Raw genomic sequence first — 22,985 nt, 5'->3', positions numbered from 1 at the left:
TACAGGGGAATTGATATTTTAAGGGAAAAATAAAGGCTGTCGAGATTTTCTCGACAGCCTGAGGCTATGGCGGGTACGCCATAGCCTTTTATTTGACTTCAAACTGCTGAACAGCCTGAACCTGCTTGAGATGTTCCGCTCTGCCCTTAAATGTCACCTTCACCTCGTAGGTTCCGGGCTCAGGGACTTCCTTCCACATATCAGAGAAATCGTATGTTTCTCCGGGTTCAAGCGTCAGGTTTTGAAAAGCCTGCGTAAACATTTTGTCTTTCGAATAACGGTATCTTTCTTTGTGCTCAGAATCATACACGACAAGTTCAAATTTTTGTCCTGTGCTGAATTGAAACTCGACGGCACGTTCGCTTTGGTTCTTCAGCGACATGTTAAACTTGATTTGTTCAGGCTCCTGAATGGCGTCAACAGATAAAACAACCTCTTGATTCTCCACTTCGCCTGATACCTCCTTATCGGGTTCTGTCTGCTCATCTTTCCCGCAGCCTATCAAAAGCAATACGGGAAGGAGCATCACAAGCAGCCGTTTCACGACTCCACCTGCTTTCGTCAGTCTTTTCTAAAGAAACCAAATATCCCTGTCGTTTGAACAATGTTCGTAAATGCTTTCGGATCAACTTCCTTGACGATCTTCTCTAAATCGTACAGCTCATACCTTGTGATGACAATAATCATCATCTCTTTCTGTTCGTTCGTAAAGGCTCCCTTTGCCGGAACAGTTGTGATGCCGCGTACCATTTTTCCGTAAATGGCTTCCTTGATTTCGTCCGCTTTTTTCGTCACGATCATTGCCGTGAGCTTCATGTGGCGGGTGTGAATGGCGTCGATCACCCTCGTTGTCACATACAGTGTAACCAGGGTATATAATGCTTTCTCCCAACCTTGCAATAATCCTGCCGTCAAGATGATAATCCCGTTTAAAATGAAGAAATACGTGCCGACGGGTTTATCCTTCCACTTTGCAAGCACCATGGCGACAATATCAAGCCCGCCTGTCGAAGCGCCGTATTTTAATGTTAAACCGATACCGACTGCGGAAATGACACCGCCGAACACCGCGTTCAGCAAAATATCATGTGACAAGCTTGTTTCAGGCAGAATTCCCATAAACAGAGTAGTGAGTGCGACACTTAAAATGCTGTACACCGTAAACGATTTGCCGACCTTCAGCCATCCTAAAATACCGACCGGAATGTTTAAGAGGAACAAGAGCGTTCCCGTCGATATGTAAAAAGGGGCATATTGATCAACGACACTTGATAAAAGCTGGGCGACACCAGTAAAGCCGCTGGCATATACATCTGCCGGGATCAAAAATAAGTTCAGCCCGGCCGCATTAAGCAAAGCGCCAATGATGACGATGAGTAATTTTTTTGTTTGGTCTAGTACCATGGCATGTTCCTCCGCTCTTTCTTCTTTATTATGTTTTCCCTTAAAACAAATATTTGAACACGATTTTGGCAAATTAATATGATATAGTTGGCTTAACTCTCATGTTAACGAGCAATAACGGAAAGAAGGGAAACAATATGACAGTTCATCTCATCGCTGACAGCGCCGCCGATCTGCCCCGTTCTTATTTTGAAGAAAACAGCATCGGCTTTATTCCGCTCAGAGTTTCTCTCGGCGATAAAGAATTCGAAGATGCGGTCACGATTGATGCGGGTCAAATATTTGAAGCGATGCAAAATGGAGAGACGCCGAAGACGTCCCAAGCTTCACCGCAAACGATTAAAAATATGTTTTTGCAATATGCCGAAACAGGTGATCCCGCTCTTTACATTGCCTTTTCCTCAGGCCTCTCCGGCACGTATCAGACAGCTGTGATGATCGCTAATGAAGTGAAGGAGGAATTCCCCGATTTCGATTTGCGGGTCATTGATTCCAAATGCGCTTCATTAGGATACGGCCTGGCTGTCCGGCATGCTGCCGATCTCTGTATCAACGGGAATACAATACAAGAAATTGAAACGTCTGTAAAGAACTTTTGCGAACAGCTTGAGCACATTTTTACCGTGGATGATCTCACATATCTTGCGAGAGGCGGCCGCATCTCCAAAACGTCTGCTTTCGTCGGCGGTTTGCTGAATATTAAACCGCTGCTCCAGATGGAGGACGGCAAGCTTGTACCTCTGGAAAAAATCCGCGGACAGAAAAAACTTTTCAAACGGATCATCGAGCTGATGAAAGAACGCGGTGATCATTGGGACCATCAAACCGTCGGGATCAGCTACGCCGCGAACGAAGAAAAAGCCGCTGACATGAAAGACTTGATTGAAGATGCGTTCAAGCCAAAGGAAATCATCATGCATCCGATTGGTTCTGCGGTTGGCTCACACGCCGGCCCCGGCACATTGGCGATATTTTTCTTAAGAAAATGAGCAAACAAAAAACCTCCAGGTCATTTGATAAATGCTGGAGGTTTTATCGTAATCTTTTATTTACATAAATAATGACTCCTGCACCATATGCAAGAATGATTGGGGGTATCAGCTGATCTTGTCCCTGATAGGAAATAAAACCGTTTAAAAGAATAAATATTCCTGAATTCAGAAAAAAGTAACCCGCAATTCTAGCCAGACGATCCTTGTCACGTATCCGAGACTCCTGGAAACCGGACAGTAGCCATGTTTGTTTTTTTATTCCTGCCATATAAGCAACCCAAAAGAAAAGCATCGCAATCAAGATCAAGAAAATATCGATGCGTATGTCCACGATTCTGCCCTCCTGCTCTCTAACTGACGTGTCTCTCCTCATGATACGAAACGGAATTTTATTTGTGAAGTTCTTATATAAAAATAGAAGGCGCTAAGGCCTTCTATTTTTTCTCATATGTCCATCCGTTTTCCTGATACACTTTTCCGTTTTTCATCAAATGGCCGAGCGCGCGTTTAAAGGCGGCTTTGCTCATGTTAAAACGTTCTCTGATATCGTCAGGCTGGCTTTTGTCGCTGTACGGCATGGCGCCGTTTCTCATTCTCATGTACGTCAAAATGGACTCGGCATCAACAGACATGGCATCCTGTTTTCTCGGAAGCAGCGACAAGTTGACTGAACCGTCTTCTTTCACTTGAATCACCCGTCCCGTGACTCTTGAGCCGAGTCTCGGCTCCTCTTTTCTTTCTGAAGGATGGATAAAGCATCGGATACCGTCGTCCGTGATGACGAATGAACCTGTTGCAATCAATCTGTATACCGTACCTGTCAGCTCTTTATTCATCAGATCTTCTGAGGCGTCGGTAAACAGTTCGCTGATGATATCTTCCGGCGCAGGTTTCGCAAACATACGCCCCCGGTTCGTCACCTTCAGCATACAGTAAAGCTTATCCCCTTTTTGCGGCCAGACATCTTCGTATGGCGGCAAATGCTCAGTTGCGACAAGCGCGTCCTTCGATAAACCGACATCAACGAAAACGCCCATATCTTCCACTTTATCCACCACTTCGACCCAGCCGTACTCATCAGCGCTGATGACCGGAATTTTCATCGTAGCTGCAAGCCTTTCCTGCTGGTCGACGTATATAAAGACCTCTACCTCGTCTCTGTCTTCGATATCCTCAGTTATTTCACTGTTATGTAAGAGAATCGTATCTTCTCCATCGGTTAAAAAGTAACCGAAGTCCGTTTGATGATCTATACTTAAGGTTAATTGCTGCCCTGGTCTCATGCTATCGCCCTTCCTGTTCCGCTTGTTTATCTGCGGATTCTGTTAACATTTTTTCCAATCATCACAAATTGATTCTTTGTTCTGTTGGAAGTTTCTCTTTATTCTACTATAATCAACACATAAGTTAAATGTTATGGAGGTTTTCATATGGCAAAAGAAAGTTCATTTGATATTGTATCCAAGGTGGAATTGCCTGAAGTGCAAAATGCGATCCAAATCGCTCTGAAGGAAATCAGCACACGCTATGACTTTAAAGGAAGCAAAAGTGATATTTCTTTAGATAAAGAGGAGCTTGTCCTCGTTTCTGATGATGAATTCAAATTAAGCCAGCTGAAAGATGTGCTTGTCGGTAAATTGATCAAACGAAACGTGCCGACAAAAAACATTGAATACGGCAAGATTGAAAACGCTTCTGGCGGAACGGTGCGCCAGCGTGCAAAGCTTGTTCAGGGCATTGACAAGGACAACGCCAAAAAAATCAATACGATCATCAAAAACTCCGGACTGAAAGTAAAGTCTCAAGTTCAAGATGATCAAGTGCGCGTCACCGGAAAAAACAAGGATGACCTGCAGCAGATTATCACAGCGGTCCGAGGAGCAGATCTGCCGATTGACGTCCAATTTATAAATTTCAGATAAATTTTCTGAATCCTATTGATTATTGTCTTTATTTTCGGTAAATTTGGAGAAAGGGAAAACGTCAGGAAGCTTTTGGCACTTCCCGAACACAAAAACTTCATATCCGTTCTTATCAAGAGAAGCAGAGGGACTGGCCCGACGAAGCTTCAGCAACCGGTGTAATGGCGATCAGCCATGACCAAGGTGCTAAATCCAGCAAGCTCGAACAGCTTGGAAGATAAGAAGAGACAAAATCATTGACAAAGTCTTCTTCTTAAGAGGACTTTTTTTATTTCTCTTTTTTCCTTGCTGAATGTGAATAAAGGAGGCAGACAATGGGACTTTTAGAAGATTTGCAGAAACAGGTGTTAATCGGCGACGGCGCCATGGGGACACTCCTCTACTCCTATGGCATTGACAGGTGCTTTGAGGAGCTCAATATTTCAAAGCCGGAGGAAATTCAGCGCATACATAAAGCGTACGTTGAGGCGGGAGCCAACATCATTCAAACGAATACGTACGGGGCTAATTATATTAAATTATCCAGACACGGCCTTGAGGATGACATTAAAAAAATGAATCAGGAGGCAGTCAAGATTGCGCGGGCTTCAGCAGGCGATGCGTACGTGCTTGGAACGATGGGCGGCATCCGCACCTTTAATAAAAATGCGTACAGTCTTGACGAAATCAAACGCAGCTTTCGCGAGCAGCTGTACCTGCTGCTGCACGAAGAGCCGGATGGCTTGCTGCTGGAAACATATTATGATTTGGAAGAAGCCCGTGAAGTCCTGAAAATCGCCCGAAAAGAGACTGGACTTCCGATTATGCTCAATGTCTCCATGCATGAGCAAGGCGTGCTGCAGGACGGAACGCCGCTTTCTGACGCATTGCGGTCGATTGCGGATCTCGGGGCTGATATCGTCGGCATTAACTGCCGGCTAGGCCCTTATCACATGATTGAAGCGCTCAGCGAAGTGCCGATTTTTGATGACGTGTTTTTATCAGTTTATCCGAACAGCAGTCTTCCTTCGCTCGAAGAAGGCCGGCTCGTCTATGAAACAGACGACACGTATTTTCAAAACAGCGCGTCAGAATTCCGCAAGCAAGGCGCGCGAGTTATCGGCGGCTGCTGCGGCACTACGCCGAATCACATCCGGGCGATGGCGGAAGCGGTTGGCGGGCTTGCACCGATTACGGAAAAAGAAGTCAAAACCCGGGCGAAGGAATTCATTTCTGTTCAGCACGAGCGGACAGAGCCCGGCTTGAACGAGATCGCGGCGGAAAAACGCTCCATCATCGTAGAGCTGGACCCGCCGAAAAAATTGAGCTTTGATAAATTTCTGTCCGCCGCTGCTGAACTAAAGGAAGCGGGAGTCGAAGCCCTGACACTCGCCGACAATTCCCTTGCGACCCCGCGAATCAGCAATGTTGCCTGCGGCGCCCTCGTGAAGCAGCAGCTCGATATACGCTCCCTTGTCCATATTACGTGCCGTGACCGAAATATTATCGGCTTGCAGTCCCATTTAATGGGCCTTGATACATTGGGGCTGAATGACGTGCTGGCTATTACGGGGGACCCTTCTAAAATCGGGGATTTTCCGGGTGCGACGTCTGTATATGATTTAACATCCTTTGATTTAATCAGGCTGATCAAACAGTTCAATGAAGGGCTGTCCCTGTCTGGAAAGCCGCTTGGCAAGAAAACGAATTTCTCAGTTGCCGCCGCATTTAATCCTAACGTCCGCCATCTGGATAAAGCGGTAAAACGGCTGGAGAAAAAAATAGATTGCGGCGCCGATTACTTTGTTTCACAGCCTGTCTACTCCGAGCAGCAGCTTGTCGATATCCATAACGAAACAAAGCATTTGAAGACGCCGATCTATATTGGCATTATGCCGCTCACAAGCAGTAGAAATGCTGAATTCATTCACAATGAAATTCCCGGAATAAAGCTGTCTGACTCAATTCGTGAAAAAATGGCCCTCGCCGGCGAAGACAAAGAGAAACAAAAAGCGGAAGGCCTTGCGATTGCACGTTCCTTATTGGATACGGCATGCGAGCTGTTTAACGGCATCTATTTGATTACGCCTTTTCTCAGATCAGACTTAACCGCTGAGCTCACTTCGTATATCCAGCAAAAAGATGAACAGCGCCAAAATATATCCTTGCATTAACACCTGAAAAACCGCCTGAACCAATCGGGCGGTCCTTATTTGACTGATCCGTGTTACGATAAAGAAAATCAGTTTATAAGGAGGAACATCATGCTCGAAGTTAAAACCATTCCTGCGGAAGATACATACGACATCCTGCGTCCCCATCAATCCATCGAACAATGTAAATTTGAGCAGGATCACGCGGAAGGCGCCTTTCATCTCGGTGCGTTTTATGAAGGAACACTAATCAGCATCGCTTCTTTTTCCCCACAGAATCAGCCATTATTAACAGAATCTCCTTCATATCGGCTGCGAGGCATGGCAACACTTGAAGAATATCGTGATCAAAAAGCGGGCAGCACGCTGATCAAATACGCTGAGCAGAACCTGGCAGATAGAGGTGTGCAGGCGGTCTGGTGCAATGCGAGACACCACGTCAAAGGCTACTACGCGAAGCTTGGCTGGGAGGAGCTTGGCGAGCCATTTGACATTCCCGGCATTGGCACTCATATCGCCATGTACAAAACACTCGGAACAAGCAGGTGATCTGATGGGCGTAATGGATGAGCTGATTGAGCTTCATGAAGAACATGTCCCCGGATTATTGCGGCTTTGCAGGCAAGCCGATTGGCCTGATTATGGCGAACAAGAACTGACACTGCTTGTCCGGCAAGGACGCTTTTTCGGTTATCAAAATATCAGCGGAGACATCATTTCCTGCATCGGCTTATTTTTGTTTGGCGGCCTTTCTTCTATCGGCCTCGTTATCGTGGACAAAGATTACAAACGGCTCGGTCTCGGGCGACGGATGGTCCGCGCGTGCCTCAGCAGAACCGACGAAAACACGGCCATCAGGCTTTGCGCCACAACAGAAGGTTTGCCTCTTTATGAAAAAGCAGGTTTTCATACGGCGGGTTCAGTGCGAAAGTATGGCTGTCACAGCTTTCATCAGATCGAAAAACAAGAGGATCTTGACGCTGAACTGTCGTCCTTTAGAAAACAAGACTTTCAAGAATTGGCCGCGGCCGATTTGGCAGCCTTTGGCGGAGATCGATCAAACCTTTTACAGCAGCTTATTTCCGCCTCAGAGGAATGCGTCATCGCCAGAAACAATGACGGACATCTGATTGGCTACGGTTTGTCCGTACAGACACCAGCTAATTTGAAATTCGGCCCCATCATCGCCTCTTCATCAGACATTGCTGCACAAATCGTGAACAGGTTGGCCGCTGGCACTCAAGATCCGATGCGCATCGATATACCGGCTGAACACACATCTTTTCATGACAGGCTGACAGAAATGGGATTTCACGCAGTCGGAGCGCAGCCGCTTATGCTGTACCAGAAAAAGATGCTTCCCAGCCAAAATGGACACTTATACGCATTGATTTCCCAGGCGCTCGGTTAACCCTCCTTTTTCCCGAACAGGCATTTTCTGTTCGGTTTTTTGCTGTCTGAACGTTGAATAAACGAAGCTATCAGGGACATTCTAAACAGAAGAAAAGGAGTGTGCTCTGAGATGGAATCATCAAAACAAAATAACGGAATGACGATTGTTGCAATTGGTTCAATCCCTTTAATCTTAACCCTTGGGAACTCAATGCTTATTCCAATTTTGCCAAAAATGAAATCTGAACTTCATTTATCACAATTTCAAGTCAGTCTCGTGATCACCGTTTTTTCCTTGATTGCAGCGTTTGCGATTCCGATTGTCGGTTATCTCGCAGACCGATTCTCAAGGAAAATCATCATTATTCCCTGCTTAATATTGTATGGTGCCGGCGGTTTGCTAGCCGGGTTTGCGGCAGGTTTTTTTGACAATGCATACCCTTGGGTCATGGCAGGACGGGCGCTCCAGGGAATCGGGGCGGCGGGGACCGGCCCAATTGCCATGGCACTGACGGGGGATCTGTTTAAAGGCGCCCAGGAAAGCAAGGTACTCGGCCTCGTTGAAGCTTCAAACGGCATGGGGAAAGTGCTTTCTCCGATCATCGGCTCGCTGATCGCTCTGCTTGTCTGGTATGGCGCGTTTTTTGCCTTCCCGGTGTTTTGTATCATTTCGATCGTGCTGACTTGGATTTTTATTAAAGAAAAGAAAAAGGAAAAAGAACCGCCCCCGATCGGAAAATATGTGAAAGGGCTGTTAAGTGTTTTTAAACATGAAGGCAGATGGCTATTTACCGCTTATTTAGCGGGAGCGACCTGTCTGTTTACTTTATTCGGCATCCTCTTTTACCTGTCAGATGTCCTTGAAAAAACATACGATACCGACGGCGTCAAAAAGGGCTTGATTTTGGCGATCCCGCTTTTGGTCATGTGTGTGACGTCTTATACAACCGGCAGCAAAATCGGGCAAAAGCAATCGTTAATGAAAAAGCTGATCGTACTCGGGTTGGCATTTATGACCGTTTCTTATGCGGCATTGTCTTTCATTGAGAATCTTGTGCTTTTTATTAGTGTCCTTGTGCTGAGCAGTATCGGATCAGGACTGGTTCTTCCTTGTGTGAACAGCTTTATTACCGGAGCTGTCGGCAAAGAAAGACGGGGATTTGTGACATCGCTGTACGGATCGGTTCGTTTCTTAGGGGTGGCGATTGGGCCCCCGATTTTCGGCCGCCTGATGCAATGGTCCAGACCCGGCATGTTTTTAAGCATTGCGGGTTTGACGCTTGTTGTCGGCATTCTCGTGATCTTGCTGATCCATGTGAAGCAAAACAAAGAAGAAACAAAAGAAAAAGAAGAACCTAAAATGGCTGGCAATCGCCTTCAGCCTGCTGAGGAAAGGTAGATTCCAGTTTGAAAATTGTACAGGTTGAGACCTTTCCGCTTTTACACCGTTTAGAAAAGCCCTACGGAGACGCGAACGGGGTTAAACGATATCGAACTTGCTATCTCATCAGAGTTGTCACAGAAAGCGGGATTGACGGCTGGGGCGAATGCGTTGATTGGCTCCCGGCTCTCCATGTCGGCTTTACCAAACGGATCATCCCGTATCTTCTAGGAAAACAGGCTGGCAGCCGCCTGCCGTTAGTGCGCACAATTCAAAAATGGCATCAGCGGGCGGCCTCCGCTGTGAGCATGGCGCTGACAGAAATCGCGGCCAAAGCGGCGGATTGTTCAGTTTGCGAACTTTGGGGCGGGCGGTACAGAGAAGAAATCCCTGTATACGCCTCATTTCAATCGTATTCAGACGAGCCGCAATGGATCAGCCGTTCTGTTTCCAATGTTGAAGCTCAATTAAAAAAGGGCTTTAAGCAAATCAAAGTCAAAATCGGCGGGATGTCGTTCGAAGAGGATGTCCGGCACATCAATGCGCTGCAGCACGCAGGCGCAAGCTCCGTTATGTTGATTCTGGACGCAAACCAAAGCTACGACGCCGCAACAGCTATGAAATGGGAACGCTATTTCACTGAATGGACGAACATCAGCTGGCTTGAAGAGCCTTTGCCCTTTGATCAGCCAAAGGATTACGTTTTGCTGCGCAGCCGTTTGTCTGTTCCTGTTGCCGGCGGAGAAAATATGAAAGGTGCGGCCCAATTTGCCCCCCTCCTTTCACAGCGCTGTTTGGATATCATTCAGCCTGATGTCATGCATGCCAACGGAATCGATGAGTTTCGGGACTGCCTCCAGCTCGCGCGTTATTTCGGTGTCAGAGCGTCCGCTCACGCATATGACGGGTCGCTTTCACGGCTCTATGCTCTATTTGCGCAAGCCTGTCTGCCTCCATGGTCTAAAATGGCGAACAATCAAATTGAACCAATCGAGTGGGACGTCATGAAGAATCCTTTTACAGATATCATCAGCCTTCAGCCTTCAAAGGGAAAAGTGCACATCCCGAAAGGAAAGGGCATCGGCTCAGAAATCAATATGGAGATCGTCAATCGCTACAAGTGGGATGGCTCAGCATATTAGGCTGGGCCATTTCTTTTATTTACAGACATAAATGATGGACAGCCTCATAAAATGGAAACAGCGGACAAGTCTTTTCATAAAGGAGCAAATGACGTAATGGCTGAACTGCTGATGAAAGCAAAACTTACGTTTATGATTGTCGTAGGCGGCGTATTACAGGGACTCGGCATGTCCTTGTTTTTATTTCCGCACGATATTCCGACTGGCGGGGCAGCAGGTATTGCGGTGCTGCTGCATTTTCTGTTTCACATTCCCCACGGTTTTTCCGTATGGGCTGTGAATGTGTCGATGCTTTTTACCGCTTTAAAATGGCTGGAGATGAGAACTTTCACCGGCACCCTCGCTTCGATTACGGTTACATCCGTCTCGGTCTTGATCTTTGATGCGATTTTTCCTGATATCACATCAAACCTGTGGCTTGATCTGGCTAGCGGCGCTGTGTTATTAGGACTCGGCATCGGGCTTTTATACAAATACAAAATTTCAAACGGAGGATTCGGGGCCCTTGCTCTGATGATTTCCATTTACCGCGGCGGGAATCCCGGAACGATCCTGCTGATCATGAATTGCATTATTTTTATGGTGACCGCGTCTATTATCGCTTGGGGCATTGTGATTCAAGCCTTGATATGTCAAGTGATATCAACAAGAGTCATCGACTTCATCTATAACATCCGTCTGACCTCCCTCCCCTATCTCACGCCTATGTACCGCCATAAAAAATAATAAACAGAGGCTCTCTTCACGGCGAGAGCCCCGCAGCCGCAGTGTTACAAATAAAACGTATCGGATCTCAGCCCTAAGCGCAGCGTCTCCAACGCAATCGCATCATGAAATGGGATATTGGCCAGATTCACATTCGACCCGATCCTTTGAATAAATCCTTGCTGGAGCGTTTTATTCGGCGCTTCAAAAATCAGCCTGGTGATATCAATATCCGAGGACATGATGTCATCGACAATTTGAAACCTGACATCCCCGCTGCTGGAACAGATCCCTCCTGTCCCGCTTTCTCTCGCCTCCGTAATCACTTTTTCCGCCCCCGCTTCCATATCCTCAACGATATACTCAAGCCATTCCTCAGAGCTTTGCCGGCTTGATAATTCCGCATCCTTGCTGCCCACCTCGCTGAGTACAATAAATTCATCGGAAAAATCCGCGATGTAAGCCGCTTTTTCCTTATTCGTCATCGGGAGCGTACCGTTTGAAATCTCAATATATTCACAGCCGAAATAGGTGCAGTACCGATGAAATTCATTCACTTTTTTCTGGCTTACATACTTCTCAAACAATGTGCCGCCAAAGAAATATTTAATGTCATGCTCTTTCAGCGCGCTGATTTTTGTTTCAAGTTCTTTCGTAAGTAATGATGTGCCCCAGCCAAATTTCACAAAATCAATATAGTCGGATGCTCCAGCTATCACATCCTTGAAAAATTGCAAGGGATAGCCGTTATCAATTAAAATGGTCTGACCGGCTTCTCTCGGCTTGCTTGTTCTCACTGGCAATTCTAGTGAAAAATCATTCATATTCTGACCCTCTCAATCGTTGGAACTTCTCTGTCTTGTTTCACTTTCATCACAAAATCGCCCGGCAATTCTTTTGTACAGTATGCTATGTCTTCCGGATCAAACAATGGCTGGCGGCGGTCAAAAAACTTCTCCGCAACAGAGGAGCGTTTGATTCTTTCAATCGCCCCCGCGGCCGTTACCTCGTTCGTCCCTTCAATAATGCCCTTTATATACTCCGCACACGCCGCGTCGTCATCGCCTGACGGATGGGAAGCGACAATGTTCATGATACAATCCTCACCAGCCAGCGTTTTCACATACTCTGCCGTTGTTCTGGCGTTGGAAAATCCGGTCACGAACAGATGCTTGGCGTTCAGCGCTCCTAATGCTGCTGTGACGCCGTTGGTTGTTTTCTGGATCAGGCGCTTATTCCCCATATCCTGCTTCGCCATGCGTTTTGGCGAATTGTCTAAATCAAATCCGCTGATACCGACCCCCTTTTCCTCCCCCGTCAATACGTAATCAGGATAAGTGTCTTTCAGCCTAAAAGCTTCCTTTGCTGTTCCGGCCAATAAAATCTCTTTCGCCCCGCCGATAAAGGCATAATGGGCGACTGTAAAAGCTCTGATGACATCAATGACGATGTTAATATCCGCCGGGGCAAGCGAATGATGACGCCCCTGGTAAATGGCAATCGGCATACTACCTCTCCTTGGGCAAAAAACCATTTTGCTTAAAAGCATATTCAGCCGGTTTCTTAATGGTTCCGCTCCTCATTTTAGCCGGGTGCCGCATCCAAAAATCTGAACCTTTATGCAAAAAATGAATAGTCTGCCTATAACTCGATCAATAGATCATAAAAGCAGATGCAAACGGGGGGAAAACGTTGAACGAACAAATCATCACATATGACACATGGAACGACAAACTGTCCAAACAGATAACGGACCAATTGATCGATGAGCTCGACGTGCTGAAATGGGCTTACCGAACATACGGGGAAAAGATTGTGTACGCGTGCAGCTTTGGCGCAGAAGGGATGGTGCTTCTCGACCTTATATCAAAAATCAGCAAAAACGCCCACATCATCTTTTTGGATACAGGGCTGCATTTTCAGGAAACATACGAGCTGATCGAAACCGTCAAAGAGCGATATCCGGGATTTACAATCCAGCTTCTCGAACCTGAGCTAAGCTTAAAAGAACAGGAGACGCAATACGGAGGAGAGCTTTGGAAGCATAACCCGAACCTCTGCTGCCAATTACGGAAAATCGAGCCGCTGAAAAAGCACCTGTCCGGCATGACAGCTTGGATTTCAGGGCTGCGCCGGGAACAGTCATCTACGAGAAAGCATATTCAATATGTGAATCTGGATCAGAAGTTTAAGCTCATCAAAATTTGCCCGCTCATCCACTGGACATGGGATGACGTTTGGACGTACATCCGCCTGCACAATTTGCCTTATAACAAACTGCACGACCAACATTATCCGAGCATAGGCTGTGAAATGTGCACATTGCCTTCCTCGGACCCGAACGATGAAAGGGCTGGAAGGTGGGCCGGACGTGAGAAAACAGAATGCGGCCTGCATCAAGAATAATGGCCTTTGTGCCTGTTTAAAAGCTTTCAGCAGACGCAGAAAAACAAAGGAAACGTAAAAATGGAGGTTGAACGCGTTGAATGGAAATGAGCCCCATGGAGGGGTGTTAATCAACCGCTGCGATCCCGCATGCCATTTTGAGGGGTGCACGTGCGAAGCAGAGCTGGATCAGCTTGCACTGAGCGACCTGGAGCTTATCGCGATCGGCGGCTACAGCCCGTTAACAGGCTTTTTGGGAGAAAAGGATTATCATTCCGTTGTGAAAGAGATGAGGCTGGCAAACGGCTTGCCATGGAGCCTGCCGATTACGCTGCCTGTCGGAGAAAAAACAGCAAAACAGCTGTCTGCCGGCGATTGCGTCAAGCTTGTGAAAGACGGCATCACCTACGGCATGATCACAGTCACTGATATCTATCAGCCTGATAAAACACAAGAAGCACTGTCTGTTTTTAAAACAAACGACACTGCCCATCCCGGCGTAAAAAAACTGCTGGCGCGTCCGGATTACTATATCGGAGGGCCTATCACGGTCAGCCGCCTTCCCGACAAATCCTTCGAACAATTTTATGCAGCACCCGAAGAAACAAGAGCGGCCTTTAAAAGACTCGGGTGGAAAACGATTGTCGGCTTTCAAACCAGAAACCCCGTTCACAGAGCGCACGAATACATTCAAAAAACAGCGTTAGAAACGGTCGACGGTCTGCTGCTTCATCCGCTTGTGGGTGAAACGAAGTCAGACGATATCCCGAGCGATATCAGAATGGAGAGCTACCAGGTTTTGCTTGATCACTATTATCCAAAGGATCGTGTCATGCTGTCAGTTTTCCCTGCCGCCATGCGATATGCAGGTCCGCGGGAAGCGATTTTCCATGCCCTCGTCCGCAAAAATTACGGCTGCACCCATTTTATTGTAGGCCGTGATCATGCGGGGGTCGGCAGCTATTACGGAACCTATGACGCGCAAAATATTTTTCAAGCATTCACTGAGGAGGAGCTCGGCATCAAGCCATTGTTTTTCGAGCACAGCTTTTACTGCCGGAAATGCGGAAACATGGGCACTTCAAAAACATGTCCGCACAGCCAAAGAGACCATATCCACTTATCAGGCACAAAAGTAAGGGAGCTTCTCCGCCAAGGCAAAAAGCCCCCTAAAGAATTCAGCCGGCCAGAAGTCGCAAACGTGCTGATCAAGGGGCTTCATCAACAGCCCGTCGCCATCCAGCAAAACAGCGGGGGATTACAGTGACACACAATCCAAACATCATTTGGCATACCGCTTCCATCTCAAAGTCTGACAGACAATCCTTAAACGGACATAAAAGCTGCGCCCTCTGGTTTACCGGGCTGTCCGGTTCAGGAAAATCAGTGCTGGCCAACGCTGTTGATGAAAAGCTTTACCGCATGGGCATTCAAAGCTATGTGCTGGACGGTGATAATATCCGCCACGGATTAAACAAAGATCTTGGTTTCCAGACTGAAGACAGGATTGAAAACATCCGCCGCATCGGAGAAGTGGCGAAGCTGTTTGTTGACAGCGGGCAAATGATTTTAACGGCTTTTATTTCTCCATTCAGAGAGGACCGCAACATGGTCAGAGCCCTCTTTCCTGAAGGGGAATTCTTCGAAATTTATGTGAAGTGCCCGCTGCATGTGTGTGAAGAGCGCGATCCGAAAGGACTTTATCAAAAAGCGCGAAACGGAGAGATCAAACATTTCACCGGGATCGATTCCCCGTACGAACAGCCGCTTTCACCCGATTTCATCATTGAGTCAGACCAGACATCTATTTCGGCTGGAGCTGATTTGATCATTAGTGAACTGCAAAGCAAAGGAATCATATAAAAAACCCGAGCCATATCGGGTTTTTTCTTATGATCCGGCAAACTGCGCAATCAAACTGCTGATCTTCTCTTTTTCTTCATAAAAAGCCCCGTGCCCGCTGCTTACAAATGGAACCAATTCCGAGTGTTTGATGCCGCGCCTTAATTCTTTCGCAAAATCAAACGGCGCAATTTTATCCTTTCTTCCGTGGAGAATCAGCGCCGGAACCTTGATTGACGCAAGATCCTTTCTGAGATCCTCGTCTCTTAATGCAATGCCCGAGTGGATCGTCCCGTAAGAGGAAGCCTCCAGCATCAGATTAAGAAACCATAGCCTGAGCTCCGGAGACACTTTTTTCTCAAAAAACTGTGTCCCTAGATCAGCCAGTGTTTTCGGCCGATCCGTTTTAAATTGTTCAATCATATCGTCAATATCCTGCTTCCTCATTCCGTACGGATAACCCGGGCGTTTTGTAAATGCGGGCGCCGCTGCAGACAATAAAATGAGCTTGCCAATATCGGCTCCTTCATGTCTTGCCATATAACGGATGGCAATAGCGCCGCCCATTGAAAACCCGGCAAGAACCGCGTTCTCAAGCTGCAGCGTATAAATGACAGCCTTCACGTCATCGGCCATCGTGTCATAATCGTAGCCTTCCCACGGGCGGTCAGATTGCCCATATCCACGTAAATCAACGCCAATGAAACGGAAACCTCTTTTCGGAAGCTCATTCATTTGATATTCAAACATCTTATGATTCAGCGGCCACCCGTGCAAAAAGATGATCGGCCTTCCGTGTCCGATATCCTCTACAAACAGTGTCACATGCTCCTCGGTTTTGACGTAATGCCCCATTCCGCATTCCTCCTGTTCCCTTTTCTTTCCCGGCTTAAAACGTCTTGACGTACAGGAATCTTTCCATTTATGCTTACAAAACAAGCGGGCTGCTGTCTCAAGAAAAGGTTCTTTACGATTTACTATATGTATCAATCTCTATAACGATTTATTAAATTGTTCCCGGAAGCTTTTGGTTTTCGGGCAGTAAAGGATGTCATCATATGAATAAAATAGCCATTCAAAAACCGAGCATACCTGAAAATCTGCAAACCGCAGATTTTCAGGAAACCGCGACGCAGGACGATGTGGTCAGCATGTGTTTGTTTGAAAATTGTACAATCTTCAGCGAAGATATCGACAGACTTTGTGTGGAAAAAACGGTTTTCAAAAATGTCATGTTTATCGATGTGTCTTTCCGGCATATGGAGCTGACTGATGTGATCTTTGAAAAATGTGATCTGTCAAACGCAGATTTCAGCGGGGCTGTCATTCACAGAACTTCAGTTAAACAGTCAAAAATGGTTGGAATGAATTTGGCGGAATCAACGCTGCGGAATGTTTCATTCGAGGAATGCCACGGACATTTCAGTTCATTTTCATACTCAAATATGAAACAAGTTCGCTTTGAGCACTGTGCTCTTATGCAAAGTGAGTGCAGCAATATGGCGCTCCAGCACACACACTTTGACGGGTGCGAGCTGGAAGGCGCGAACTTTTCCGGAACGTCTCTTCAAAACATGGACATCAGCACGTGCCGCTTTGAACAGCTACATGTCTCCCTCGACAAATTGAAAGGCTGCAAAATCGCACCGGAGCATGCGATTGCTTTCGCCAGAGCGCTGGGAGCTGTCATTGTATAACAAATGCTTAGGACATCAGGCGGCGTGCTGTCTCGGCTGCCGCTTTAATGCCCGTTTCCAAATCGCCAAGAGATGCATAGGAATATGAGAGCCTGATGCTGTTTCGGTCTTCACCGTCATAAATGGAACCGGGATTCACAAGCACCTGCCGTTTCAGCAATTCATAAAAGAAACGGCTGACAGGCAAGGTTTTATGAAATGTCACCCAAATATAAAAGCCGCCGGCGGGAATTCGCCACGAGGCGATGTCACCCGCATACCGCTCGAGAAAATGAACAGCGGCGTCTCTCCTTTGTTGGAGCACCCTGCGTACCCAAGTCAGATGCTCTTCATAATACCCCTGTGACAGCCACTCGGCAGCCGCCCATTGGGACAGGCCGCTTGATCCGTAGTCTGTCTGCATTTTAATGTCCGCCAGCCTCTCAATAACCGGTTCCGGACCGGCAAGCCAGCCGATTCGCAGGCCTGGGCTGACCGTTTTTGAAAACGTACCCAGATACAGAATATTGCCCTCATGATCCATTGCTTTCAACGGCTGCGGCGGTTTTTCTTCAAACCATAAATCACCGTACGCATCATCCTCAATGATGGGCAGCTGCTCTTTTTTTGACAGGCTGATGATCTCTTTCCTTCGCTGCTCTGACATAACGGTGCCTGTCGGATTATGAAACGACGGATTCGTGTAAAGCAGCTGTCCTCCGTATTGTTTTCGGTAAGAAGAAACAAGCCCCGCCTTCATTCCTTCTTCATCCATCGGCAAGCCGCGAAGCCGCATACCCGCTGATTGAAACACATACAAAGATTGAAGATAAGAGGGTTTTTCAGTCAAAATGACAGATCCCCGTTTCAAAAGTCCGATTGAGATGAGCTGAAGCGCCTGAAGTGCACCGGACACAATTAAAATCGATGACGGTGATACATGGACCTGCTTGCCTTTTAAATGGTCCGCCACCGCCTCCCTCAGCTTAAGATTTCCTTTCGGCTGCTCATATCCTAAAGACAGGTCGGGCGGATTGATCTGCTGAAACATCCGGAGTATTTTTTCAGCAGGCAGCAGATCCGGCGAAAGCTCTCCTGTGCCTAATCTGATGATATCCGCTCTTGGTTCGTTTTGATTAATAGCTTGAATGATTGAAGAATTAGGGTGATGAATGCCTGCATGGACGTAATCGCTCCAGTCAAGGGGAGGCTCAGCTGCCAGCATGCTCCACGTACTGTTTACAACCTTCGTGCCGCCTCCTCTTCTCCCCTCTAACAGGCCTTGAGACGTGAGTTCATCAATGGCTGCAGTCACTGTGCTGCGGTTGACTTGAAAGATGTCGGCCAGCGTTCTCTGTGAAGGGATTTTCGTCCCCACAGCCCACTCTCCGTGAAGGATTTTGTCTTTTATGTATTGTTCGATCTGCCGATGGAGCGGAACATCCGACCTTCGGCTTGGCTGCCACTGCGACATGGTCATGCCTCCTTTTTTCACATTATACATTTGGCTGGGTCTAATCCCAACCAAATGGCTGGAGACTTAGGAAACAATCTCCCTTATGATTGAAAAAAACAGATATGAAGGGAGTTTTTTCAGCATGAATGCAATCATTCATGGAGCTGTGCTTGCGTTTGGCTTAATTTTGCCGCTGGGGGTGCAGAATGTATTTATTTTTCAGCAAGGCGCGTGGCAAAGGCATATTTGGCTGGCACTCCCCGCCGTGATCAGCGCTTCCGTCTGCGATACCCTATTAATCGTTTTAGCCGTTTCGAGTGTATCAGTCATTGTGCAGCAAACGCCTATTTTTGAAACGATAATGATGGCCGGGGGATTTTTGTTTTTGCTTTATATGGGCTGGATAACTTGGAACAGCCGTCCGAAAGCAAATCAAAATGAGAAAAATACGTTCACAGCTAAAAAGCAAGCTGCGTTTGCGGCCGCCGTTTCTCTTTTAAACCCGCACGCTATTCTGGACACGATCGGCGTCATCGGCACGAGCTCGCTCCACTATTCCGGGCTTGAGAAATGGCTCTTTATGGCTGCCTGCATCGCTGTCTCTTGGATTTGGTTTATCAGTCTAGCGATAGCGGGGCGGCTGTTTCAGACAATAGATACGAGCGGCAGGCTTATGCAGATCGTAAACAAATGCTCTGCGGTGGTGATGTGGGCTGCAGCAGGGTATTTCGCGGTGTCTCTTTTCAGCAATTGAAGGAATAACAATTGAGACAGCGAATGTCTTAGAAAAGGAGGCAATGCTGATGACTGATGCAAAACAGTTATATGACTATCATTCTTGGGCAAACGAGCGAATCTTTCACCATATCGAAAACCTGCCGGAAGAAACGGCTTATCAAGAAGTAAAGAGCGTATTTTCTTCTGTCAGTGACGTGCTGCTTCATATGTGCAGAGCTGACTACTTTTGGCTGAACATTCTTTCCGGATCAGCCTACCAAGAGATTATAGACAGCACAGGCAAATTTGAGTCCGCGAAAGGTAATATGGCAGCGATTAAACAGCACGCCGCCGAGTTGGTGCCACAGTATCATGATTTCTTCAGCCGCCAGACGGACTTAGAGCAGACCTTCTCCATGCAGCATCCGAAACTCGGGACACTTGAATCAACCTATGCAGACACCATCCAGCATGTCGTCAATCACGGCACTTATCACAGAGGGAATGTGACCGCCATGCTGAGGCAGCTTGGCCATTCAGGCGTGCCTACTGATTATGTATTTTATTTATATGAAAAGAATGAAAGCAAAGGCTGACCTGCCCTTGCTTTCATCGATTAGCATGTTTGCAGGAGTGCAGAAGGCGCATTGATGATGCTGACCGCTCCGATAAACAATCATAGGCACTCGTCAATTCTATTTACTGTGTTGTTGTTTTATCCATTCCTTCTTTAGCAGTGCGTATTGGAAAGTGTTTTCATATTTAGGTGTTCCATCCTCGTATTTCGTAAATGAAATAAATTCAAGAAAATAACCTTCTTTACGCATACCCGCTCTCTCACATAATTTTTGTGACCTGTAGTTGTCATCCTCAACATATGCATAAAGCCTTCTTGCTCCTTTTTGTATAAAGAGATACTTAAAAAAAGCCTTCACACTTTCACTTGCATACCCCTTCCCTTCAAACCGAGCATTGAAGTTCCAGCAAACAGCATAGGTATCTTGTTCTTCTTTCACATAATATAGTTCTCCGATTAGAGCATTGCTGTCTTTTAAGCACACTGCAATATAAGAGTCATCATTGCTTCTTTCTTGAACTCTCAAGGCAGCTTCTTCTAGCGTAGATATTTTGTCATCAAGAAAGCAATTCACTCTTGGATGAGCCGAATATTCTAACAACCCTTGAGCATCTGTTACGGAAAAATTTCTTAATATTAATCGATCGGTTTCAATTTTTTTCATATAGACCTCCTCATTTACATGTAGCCGACTCATTTCTATGAACAGATTGCACCATATCCTGTTAATGGTCAATAAGAAAACAACGTCTATTTTCCGAAAAAAAGAGCCCGCTCATTAGCAGGCCTTTGTGCAGGACAAGTTTTATTGGATCTTTCGTGTTTTCTTCGATAGCTTCTCGCACTCCGCCCCATAAAACGCCCGCCGCCCTAGATTGTTGTTTTCATATCCGCCTCTCGTCCGGTTATTGAACTTTTCGGCTGGCAATTTTCCGGTATTCAATTGGTGAAATGCCTTCTATCTGCTTAAAAAGCTTTGAAAAGTACGTCGGGTCTTCCATTCCGACCGTTTCCGCAATGACGCCCATTTTATCATTTGTAGAGGATAGCAGGCGCTTCGCTTCCGTCATTCTCACACGATTCGTATATTGTGCCGGCGTGACACCGAGCACCTGCTGCATGCAGCGGCTCACATAATCCTGGTTATAATGAAGGGCGAGCGATAGGTCTTTGATTGTTGTTTTTTCTTTATAATGCTCCTGTAAGTACTGGGCCGCCTCCCAGGCTACCCGCTCTTTCGCGGACGGTATTTGAAACGCCTCCTTTTGAAGATGCAGCATCAGCTCCTCAAATAAGATTTGTTTTCTTAGCGGCAAATCGGAGTTTTCCGCCGAGTAATCAATCAGTCTTTTAAACTGCTGCGCCATGAACTGCGGGCGCTGCACCTTGCCTTTTCTCGGCAAAGCCAGTCCGTAGCGGGACGGCTGCTCAAAGCTCCCTTTTTCCTGCTGAAGCTCAGACCAATTGCTTCCTCCCTTTGCCGTAAATTCATATCGATGTTCATCAAAGTGAAGCCAATAATAGAAGGTTGCTTCATCACTGCCCTTCGTCCCATAGTGTTCAAGGCCGGGAGAAAGCAAGATGTACTCGCCGCCTTCAACAGAGAACGATTTTTCATTTTCCGTGATATAAAGCGTCCCCTGCTTGACGTAAATCAGATCAAACACAGAAAAAACGCGCTTCACATGGGTTTCTCCCTTTTTAAACATCCCTTCTCCGGCTGCGATAAATACAGGAAAAGGCGGGACTGTAAACAGGATGCGAGGCATGTTGATCATCCTCCTTTTTAAGTCGGATTTTTGCAAGAAGTTTCGTTTCTCTCCCTTTTTATTATAAGGAAATGGAGGTACACTTTAAAACGTTGATTTTATTTACGAAAGGGGTTAGACACAATGAAACAAGCTGTCTTCAAATCAACCGCTTTGAAAAAACCCGCTGACAAAACGTTCTCATTATTTTCGCTTACTTGGCCAATCTTTATTGAGGTCTCATTATATATGTTTATGGGGAATGCCGATACACTGATGCTCAGCCAATACTCGGATAACAGCGTGGCAGCAGTCGGCGTCAGCAACCAGATTTTGAATTTAATTATCGTGATGTTCAGCTTTATTGCAACAGGAACGACCGTTATCATTTCACAATTTCTAGGGTCACGGAAAAAGAAAGAAGCCGTGGAAGTCGCTTATGTATCAATCGGCGCCAATTTCTTCATCAGCCTTGCCATCAGCGCCGCCATCTTTTTTGCAGCCGTCCCTCTGCTTCATATGATGGGATTATCAAACGAGCTGATGCCTGATGCGAAAGTCTTTTTACAAGTTGTCGGAGGTCTGTCCTTTATTCAGGCTTTAATCATGACATTCAGCGCGATCTTAAAAAGCTACGGCTACACAAAAGATACAATGTTTGTCACGATCGGCATGAACATTTTAAACATCGCCGGAAACTTTGTTGTTATTTTCGGTTTGTTCGGCTTTCCTGTTCTCGGCGTTGCCGGTGTGGCGATGTCTACGTCTATCGCCCGCGTCATCGGATTAATTGCGATGATTGTGATTGTCAACAAACGCATTCAACTGAAGCTGTCGTTGAAAAAAGTCTTTCATATGCATAAAGACCACTTGCGCAAGCTGCTGAAAATCGGCATCCCTTCTGCCGGAGAACAGCTTTCATACAACCTGTCACAAATGATTGTTACGTATTTTATCGCCATCATGGGTGCGCAGGCGCTTACAACAAAAGTGTATACGCAAAATATTACGATGTTTATTTTGCTGTTCGGCACTGCCATCAGCCAGGGCACACAAATTTTAATCGGCCGCTTTATCGGCGGCAAACAGTTTGATGCCGCGTATGAGCGCTGCATGAAGAGTTTATATTGGGCCCTCGGAATTGCTGCGGCTACATCAATTTTAATGACGATCTTTTCAAAAGACCTGATCGGCATCTTTACACAAAGCCCTGACATTATTGCGACTGCGAGCCTTTTGATAGCCATGACGATTATCCTTGAACCGGGCCGCTCGTTTAATGTCATTATCATTAACTCCCTGCGTGCTGCCGGGGATGCGAAATTCCCGGTTTACATGGCAATGATTTCGATGTGGGGCATCGGCCTCCCGCTTGCTTATCTGTTCGGCATCCACCTTGGTTTCGGCCTTGCCGGCATTTGGATTTCCTTTATCGCGGACGAATGGGTCCGGGGAATCTTAATGTACAGAAGATGGCGCTCCCGTATCTGGATTCAAAAAGGTATGGCGTAACA

At 46.6% G+C, this 22,985-nt stretch carries 24 protein-coding genes, 1 pseudogene and 1 riboswitch; of the genes and pseudogenes, 15 read left to right on the top strand and 10 right to left on the bottom strand.

Annotated features, from left to right (window positions below; translation table 11 throughout):
• Positions 1-88: 88 nt before the first annotated feature.
• Complete coding sequence (locus tag V756_RS0100900; protein ID WP_024712990.1) at positions 89-544, bottom strand: BsuPI-related putative proteinase inhibitor; 456 nt, start codon at positions 542-544, stop codon at positions 89-91.
• Positions 545-561: 17 nt separating this feature from the next.
• Positions 562-1,404 (bottom strand): YitT family protein, encoded by an 843-nt coding sequence (locus V756_RS0100895; protein ID WP_003245017.1) that lies wholly within the window; start codon positions 1,402-1,404, stop codon positions 562-564.
• Positions 1,405-1,541: 137 nt separating this feature from the next.
• Between V756_RS0100895 and V756_RS0100890 the strand changes: the two genes are divergently transcribed.
• The gene (locus tag V756_RS0100890; RefSeq protein WP_024712989.1) at positions 1,542-2,393 is read left to right on the top strand and encodes a DegV family protein; all 852 of its coding nucleotides are present in this window, start codon (positions 1,542-1,544) and stop codon (positions 2,391-2,393) included.
• 43 nt (positions 2,394-2,436) lie between these two features.
• Here V756_RS0100890 and V756_RS0100885 read toward each other — a convergent pair whose 3' ends face one another.
• Positions 2,437-2,688, bottom strand: coding sequence for a DUF3784 domain-containing protein (locus V756_RS0100885; protein WP_370444970.1), 252 nt, complete (start codon positions 2,686-2,688; stop codon positions 2,437-2,439).
• A 142-nt stretch (positions 2,689-2,830) separates the two neighbouring features.
• Positions 2,831-3,728 (bottom strand): annotated as a pseudogene (locus V756_RS0100880) (CvfB family protein).
• A 98-nt stretch (positions 3,729-3,826) separates the two neighbouring features.
• On the opposite strand from V756_RS0100880, the gene V756_RS0100875 reads away from it, so the two are divergent.
• The 7 genes from V756_RS0100875 (at position 3,827) to V756_RS0100845 (ending at position 11,091) form a co-directional block, all read left to right on the top strand.
• Positions 3,827-4,318, top strand: coding sequence for a YajQ family cyclic di-GMP-binding protein (locus V756_RS0100875; protein ID WP_024712986.1), 492 nt, complete (start codon positions 3,827-3,829; stop codon positions 4,316-4,318).
• Positions 4,319-4,424: 106 nt separating this feature from the next.
• A riboswitch (SAM riboswitch) is annotated at positions 4,425-4,542 on the top strand.
• Positions 4,543-4,632: 90 nt separating this feature from the next.
• Positions 4,633-6,471: a bifunctional homocysteine S-methyltransferase/methylenetetrahydrofolate reductase gene (locus V756_RS0100870; RefSeq protein ID WP_024712985.1), complete on the top strand. Its 1,839-nt coding sequence runs from the start codon at positions 4,633-4,635 to the stop codon at positions 6,469-6,471.
• A 90-nt stretch (positions 6,472-6,561) separates the two neighbouring features.
• Positions 6,562-6,999, top strand: coding sequence for a GNAT family N-acetyltransferase (locus tag V756_RS0100865; protein WP_024712984.1), 438 nt, complete (start codon positions 6,562-6,564; stop codon positions 6,997-6,999).
• Positions 7,000-7,003: 4 nt separating this feature from the next.
• The gene (locus tag V756_RS0100860) at positions 7,004-7,861 is read left to right on the top strand and encodes a GNAT family N-acetyltransferase (RefSeq protein WP_024712983.1); all 858 of its coding nucleotides are present in this window, start codon (positions 7,004-7,006) and stop codon (positions 7,859-7,861) included.
• Positions 7,862-7,972: 111 nt separating this feature from the next.
• The gene (locus V756_RS0100855) at positions 7,973-9,241 is read left to right on the top strand and encodes an MFS transporter (protein ID WP_024712982.1); all 1,269 of its coding nucleotides are present in this window, start codon (positions 7,973-7,975) and stop codon (positions 9,239-9,241) included.
• Positions 9,242-9,249: 8 nt separating this feature from the next.
• Entirely contained in the window at positions 9,250-10,365 is a 1,116-nt protein-coding gene (locus V756_RS0100850) for a mandelate racemase/muconate lactonizing enzyme family protein (protein WP_024712981.1), read from the top strand.
• A 96-nt stretch (positions 10,366-10,461) separates the two neighbouring features.
• Positions 10,462-11,091 carry a YitT family protein gene (locus V756_RS0100845; protein ID WP_024712980.1) on the top strand — a complete coding sequence of 210 codons (630 nt, stop codon included), beginning with the start codon at positions 10,462-10,464 and terminating at the stop codon, positions 11,089-11,091.
• 44 nt (positions 11,092-11,135) lie between these two features.
• Here V756_RS0100845 and V756_RS0100840 read toward each other — a convergent pair whose 3' ends face one another.
• Positions 11,136-11,894 (bottom strand): phosphosulfolactate synthase, encoded by a 759-nt coding sequence (locus V756_RS0100840; protein WP_024712979.1) that lies wholly within the window; start codon positions 11,892-11,894, stop codon positions 11,136-11,138.
• Positions 11,891-12,577, bottom strand: a complete 687-nt coding sequence (locus V756_RS0100835) for a 2-phosphosulfolactate phosphatase (RefSeq protein WP_024712978.1) — start codon at positions 12,575-12,577, stop codon at positions 11,891-11,893. The genes V756_RS0100840 and V756_RS0100835 overlap by 4 nt, the downstream gene beginning before the upstream one ends.
• Positions 12,578-12,762: 185 nt before the next feature.
• Between V756_RS0100835 and V756_RS0100830 the strand changes: the two genes are divergently transcribed.
• From V756_RS0100830 to cysC, 3 genes are all read left to right on the top strand, one after another.
• Entirely contained in the window at positions 12,763-13,476 is a 714-nt protein-coding gene (locus V756_RS0100830) for a phosphoadenylyl-sulfate reductase (RefSeq protein ID WP_024712977.1), read from the top strand.
• A gap of 76 nt (positions 13,477-13,552) precedes the next feature.
• A complete protein-coding gene (gene sat / locus V756_RS0100825) occupies positions 13,553-14,722 on the top strand; it encodes a sulfate adenylyltransferase (RefSeq protein WP_024712976.1) in 1,170 nt (389 codons plus the stop codon).
• Positions 14,719-15,318: an adenylyl-sulfate kinase gene (gene cysC, locus V756_RS0100820; RefSeq protein WP_024712975.1), complete on the top strand. Its 600-nt coding sequence runs from the start codon at positions 14,719-14,721 to the stop codon at positions 15,316-15,318. The genes sat and cysC overlap by 4 nt, the downstream gene beginning before the upstream one ends.
• 27 nt (positions 15,319-15,345) lie before the next feature.
• Here cysC and V756_RS0100815 read toward each other — a convergent pair whose 3' ends face one another.
• Positions 15,346-16,152 (bottom strand): alpha/beta fold hydrolase, encoded by an 807-nt coding sequence (locus V756_RS0100815; RefSeq protein ID WP_024712974.1) that lies wholly within the window; start codon positions 16,150-16,152, stop codon positions 15,346-15,348.
• 203 nt (positions 16,153-16,355) lie between these two features.
• Between V756_RS0100815 and V756_RS0100810 the strand changes: the two genes are divergently transcribed.
• Entirely contained in the window at positions 16,356-16,994 is a 639-nt protein-coding gene (locus V756_RS0100810; protein ID WP_024712973.1) for a pentapeptide repeat-containing protein, read from the top strand.
• Positions 16,995-17,001: 7 nt separating this feature from the next.
• Here V756_RS0100810 and V756_RS0100805 read toward each other — a convergent pair whose 3' ends face one another.
• Positions 17,002-18,453: an aminotransferase-like domain-containing protein gene (locus V756_RS0100805; protein WP_081719737.1), complete on the bottom strand. Its 1,452-nt coding sequence runs from the start codon at positions 18,451-18,453 to the stop codon at positions 17,002-17,004.
• A 79-nt stretch (positions 18,454-18,532) separates the two neighbouring features.
• On the opposite strand from V756_RS0100805, the gene V756_RS0100800 reads away from it, so the two are divergent.
• Both V756_RS0100800 and V756_RS0100795 read left to right on the top strand, forming a co-directional pair.
• Positions 18,533-19,183: a LysE family transporter gene (locus V756_RS0100800; RefSeq protein ID WP_172458988.1), complete on the top strand. Its 651-nt coding sequence runs from the start codon at positions 18,533-18,535 to the stop codon at positions 19,181-19,183.
• A 49-nt stretch (positions 19,184-19,232) separates the two neighbouring features.
• Positions 19,233-19,742 (top strand): DinB family protein, encoded by a 510-nt coding sequence (locus V756_RS0100795; RefSeq protein ID WP_024712970.1) that lies wholly within the window; start codon positions 19,233-19,235, stop codon positions 19,740-19,742.
• Positions 19,743-19,841: 99 nt separating this feature from the next.
• On the opposite strand, the gene V756_RS0100790 is transcribed toward V756_RS0100795, so the two are convergent.
• Both V756_RS0100790 and V756_RS0100785 read right to left on the bottom strand, forming a co-directional pair.
• Positions 19,842-20,387, bottom strand: coding sequence for a GNAT family N-acetyltransferase (locus V756_RS0100790; RefSeq protein ID WP_024712969.1), 546 nt, complete (start codon positions 20,385-20,387; stop codon positions 19,842-19,844).
• A 241-nt stretch (positions 20,388-20,628) separates the two neighbouring features.
• Entirely contained in the window at positions 20,629-21,492 is an 864-nt protein-coding gene (locus V756_RS0100785; protein WP_024712968.1) for an AraC family transcriptional regulator, read from the bottom strand.
• A 123-nt stretch (positions 21,493-21,615) separates the two neighbouring features.
• On the opposite strand from V756_RS0100785, the gene V756_RS0100780 reads away from it, so the two are divergent.
• Positions 21,616-22,983, top strand: coding sequence for an MATE family efflux transporter (locus tag V756_RS0100780; protein WP_024712967.1), 1,368 nt, complete (start codon positions 21,616-21,618; stop codon positions 22,981-22,983).
• Positions 22,984-22,985 lie beyond the last annotated feature (2 nt).

The organism is Bacillus tequilensis KCTC 13622, assembly GCF_000507145.1.
Classification (GTDB): Bacteria; Bacillota; Bacilli; order Bacillales; family Bacillaceae; genus Bacillus; species Bacillus tequilensis.
Note: the sequence above shows the minus strand (reverse complement) of the source record. Positions and strands in the feature narration are given on the sequence as shown.

Excerpts from the sequence above, each read along its gene's own strand:
- V756_RS0100895 (WP_003245017.1), bottom strand. The coding sequence starts at position 1,404 with ATGGTACTAGACCAAACAAAAAAATTACTCATCGTCATCATTGGCGCT.
- V756_RS0100890 (WP_024712989.1), top strand. The coding sequence starts at position 1,542 with ATGACAGTTCATCTCATCGCTGACAGCGCCGCCGATCTGCCCCGTTCT.
- V756_RS0100885 (WP_370444970.1), bottom strand. The coding sequence starts at position 2,688 with ATGCTTTTCTTTTGGGTTGCTTATATGGCAGGAATAAAAAAACAAACA.
- V756_RS0100875 (WP_024712986.1), top strand. The coding sequence starts at position 3,827 with ATGGCAAAAGAAAGTTCATTTGATATTGTATCCAAGGTGGAATTGCCT.
- V756_RS0100870 (WP_024712985.1), top strand. The coding sequence starts at position 4,633 with ATGGGACTTTTAGAAGATTTGCAGAAACAGGTGTTAATCGGCGACGGC.
- V756_RS0100865 (WP_024712984.1), top strand. The coding sequence starts at position 6,562 with ATGCTCGAAGTTAAAACCATTCCTGCGGAAGATACATACGACATCCTG.
- V756_RS0100860 (WP_024712983.1), top strand. The coding sequence starts at position 7,004 with ATGGGCGTAATGGATGAGCTGATTGAGCTTCATGAAGAACATGTCCCC.
- V756_RS0100855 (WP_024712982.1), top strand. The coding sequence starts at position 7,973 with ATGGAATCATCAAAACAAAATAACGGAATGACGATTGTTGCAATTGGT.
- V756_RS0100845 (WP_024712980.1), top strand. The coding sequence starts at position 10,462 with ATGGCTGAACTGCTGATGAAAGCAAAACTTACGTTTATGATTGTCGTA.
- V756_RS0100840 (WP_024712979.1), bottom strand. The coding sequence starts at position 11,894 with ATGAATGATTTTTCACTAGAATTGCCAGTGAGAACAAGCAAGCCGAGA.
- V756_RS0100835 (WP_024712978.1), bottom strand. The coding sequence starts at position 12,577 with ATGCCGATTGCCATTTACCAGGGGCGTCATCATTCGCTTGCCCCGGCG.
- V756_RS0100815 (WP_024712974.1), bottom strand. The coding sequence starts at position 16,152 with ATGGGGCATTACGTCAAAACCGAGGAGCATGTGACACTGTTTGTAGAG.
- V756_RS0100810 (WP_024712973.1), top strand. The coding sequence starts at position 16,356 with ATGAATAAAATAGCCATTCAAAAACCGAGCATACCTGAAAATCTGCAA.
- V756_RS0100805 (WP_081719737.1), bottom strand. The coding sequence starts at position 18,453 with ATGACCATGTCGCAGTGGCAGCCAAGCCGAAGGTCGGATGTTCCGCTC.
- V756_RS0100800 (WP_172458988.1), top strand. The coding sequence starts at position 18,533 with ATGATTGAAAAAAACAGATATGAAGGGAGTTTTTTCAGCATGAATGCA.
- V756_RS0100795 (WP_024712970.1), top strand. The coding sequence starts at position 19,233 with ATGACTGATGCAAAACAGTTATATGACTATCATTCTTGGGCAAACGAG.
- V756_RS0100790 (WP_024712969.1), bottom strand. The coding sequence starts at position 20,387 with ATGAAAAAAATTGAAACCGATCGATTAATATTAAGAAATTTTTCCGTA.
- V756_RS0100785 (WP_024712968.1), bottom strand. The coding sequence starts at position 21,492 with ATGCCTCGCATCCTGTTTACAGTCCCGCCTTTTCCTGTATTTATCGCA.
- V756_RS0100780 (WP_024712967.1), top strand. The coding sequence starts at position 21,616 with ATGAAACAAGCTGTCTTCAAATCAACCGCTTTGAAAAAACCCGCTGAC.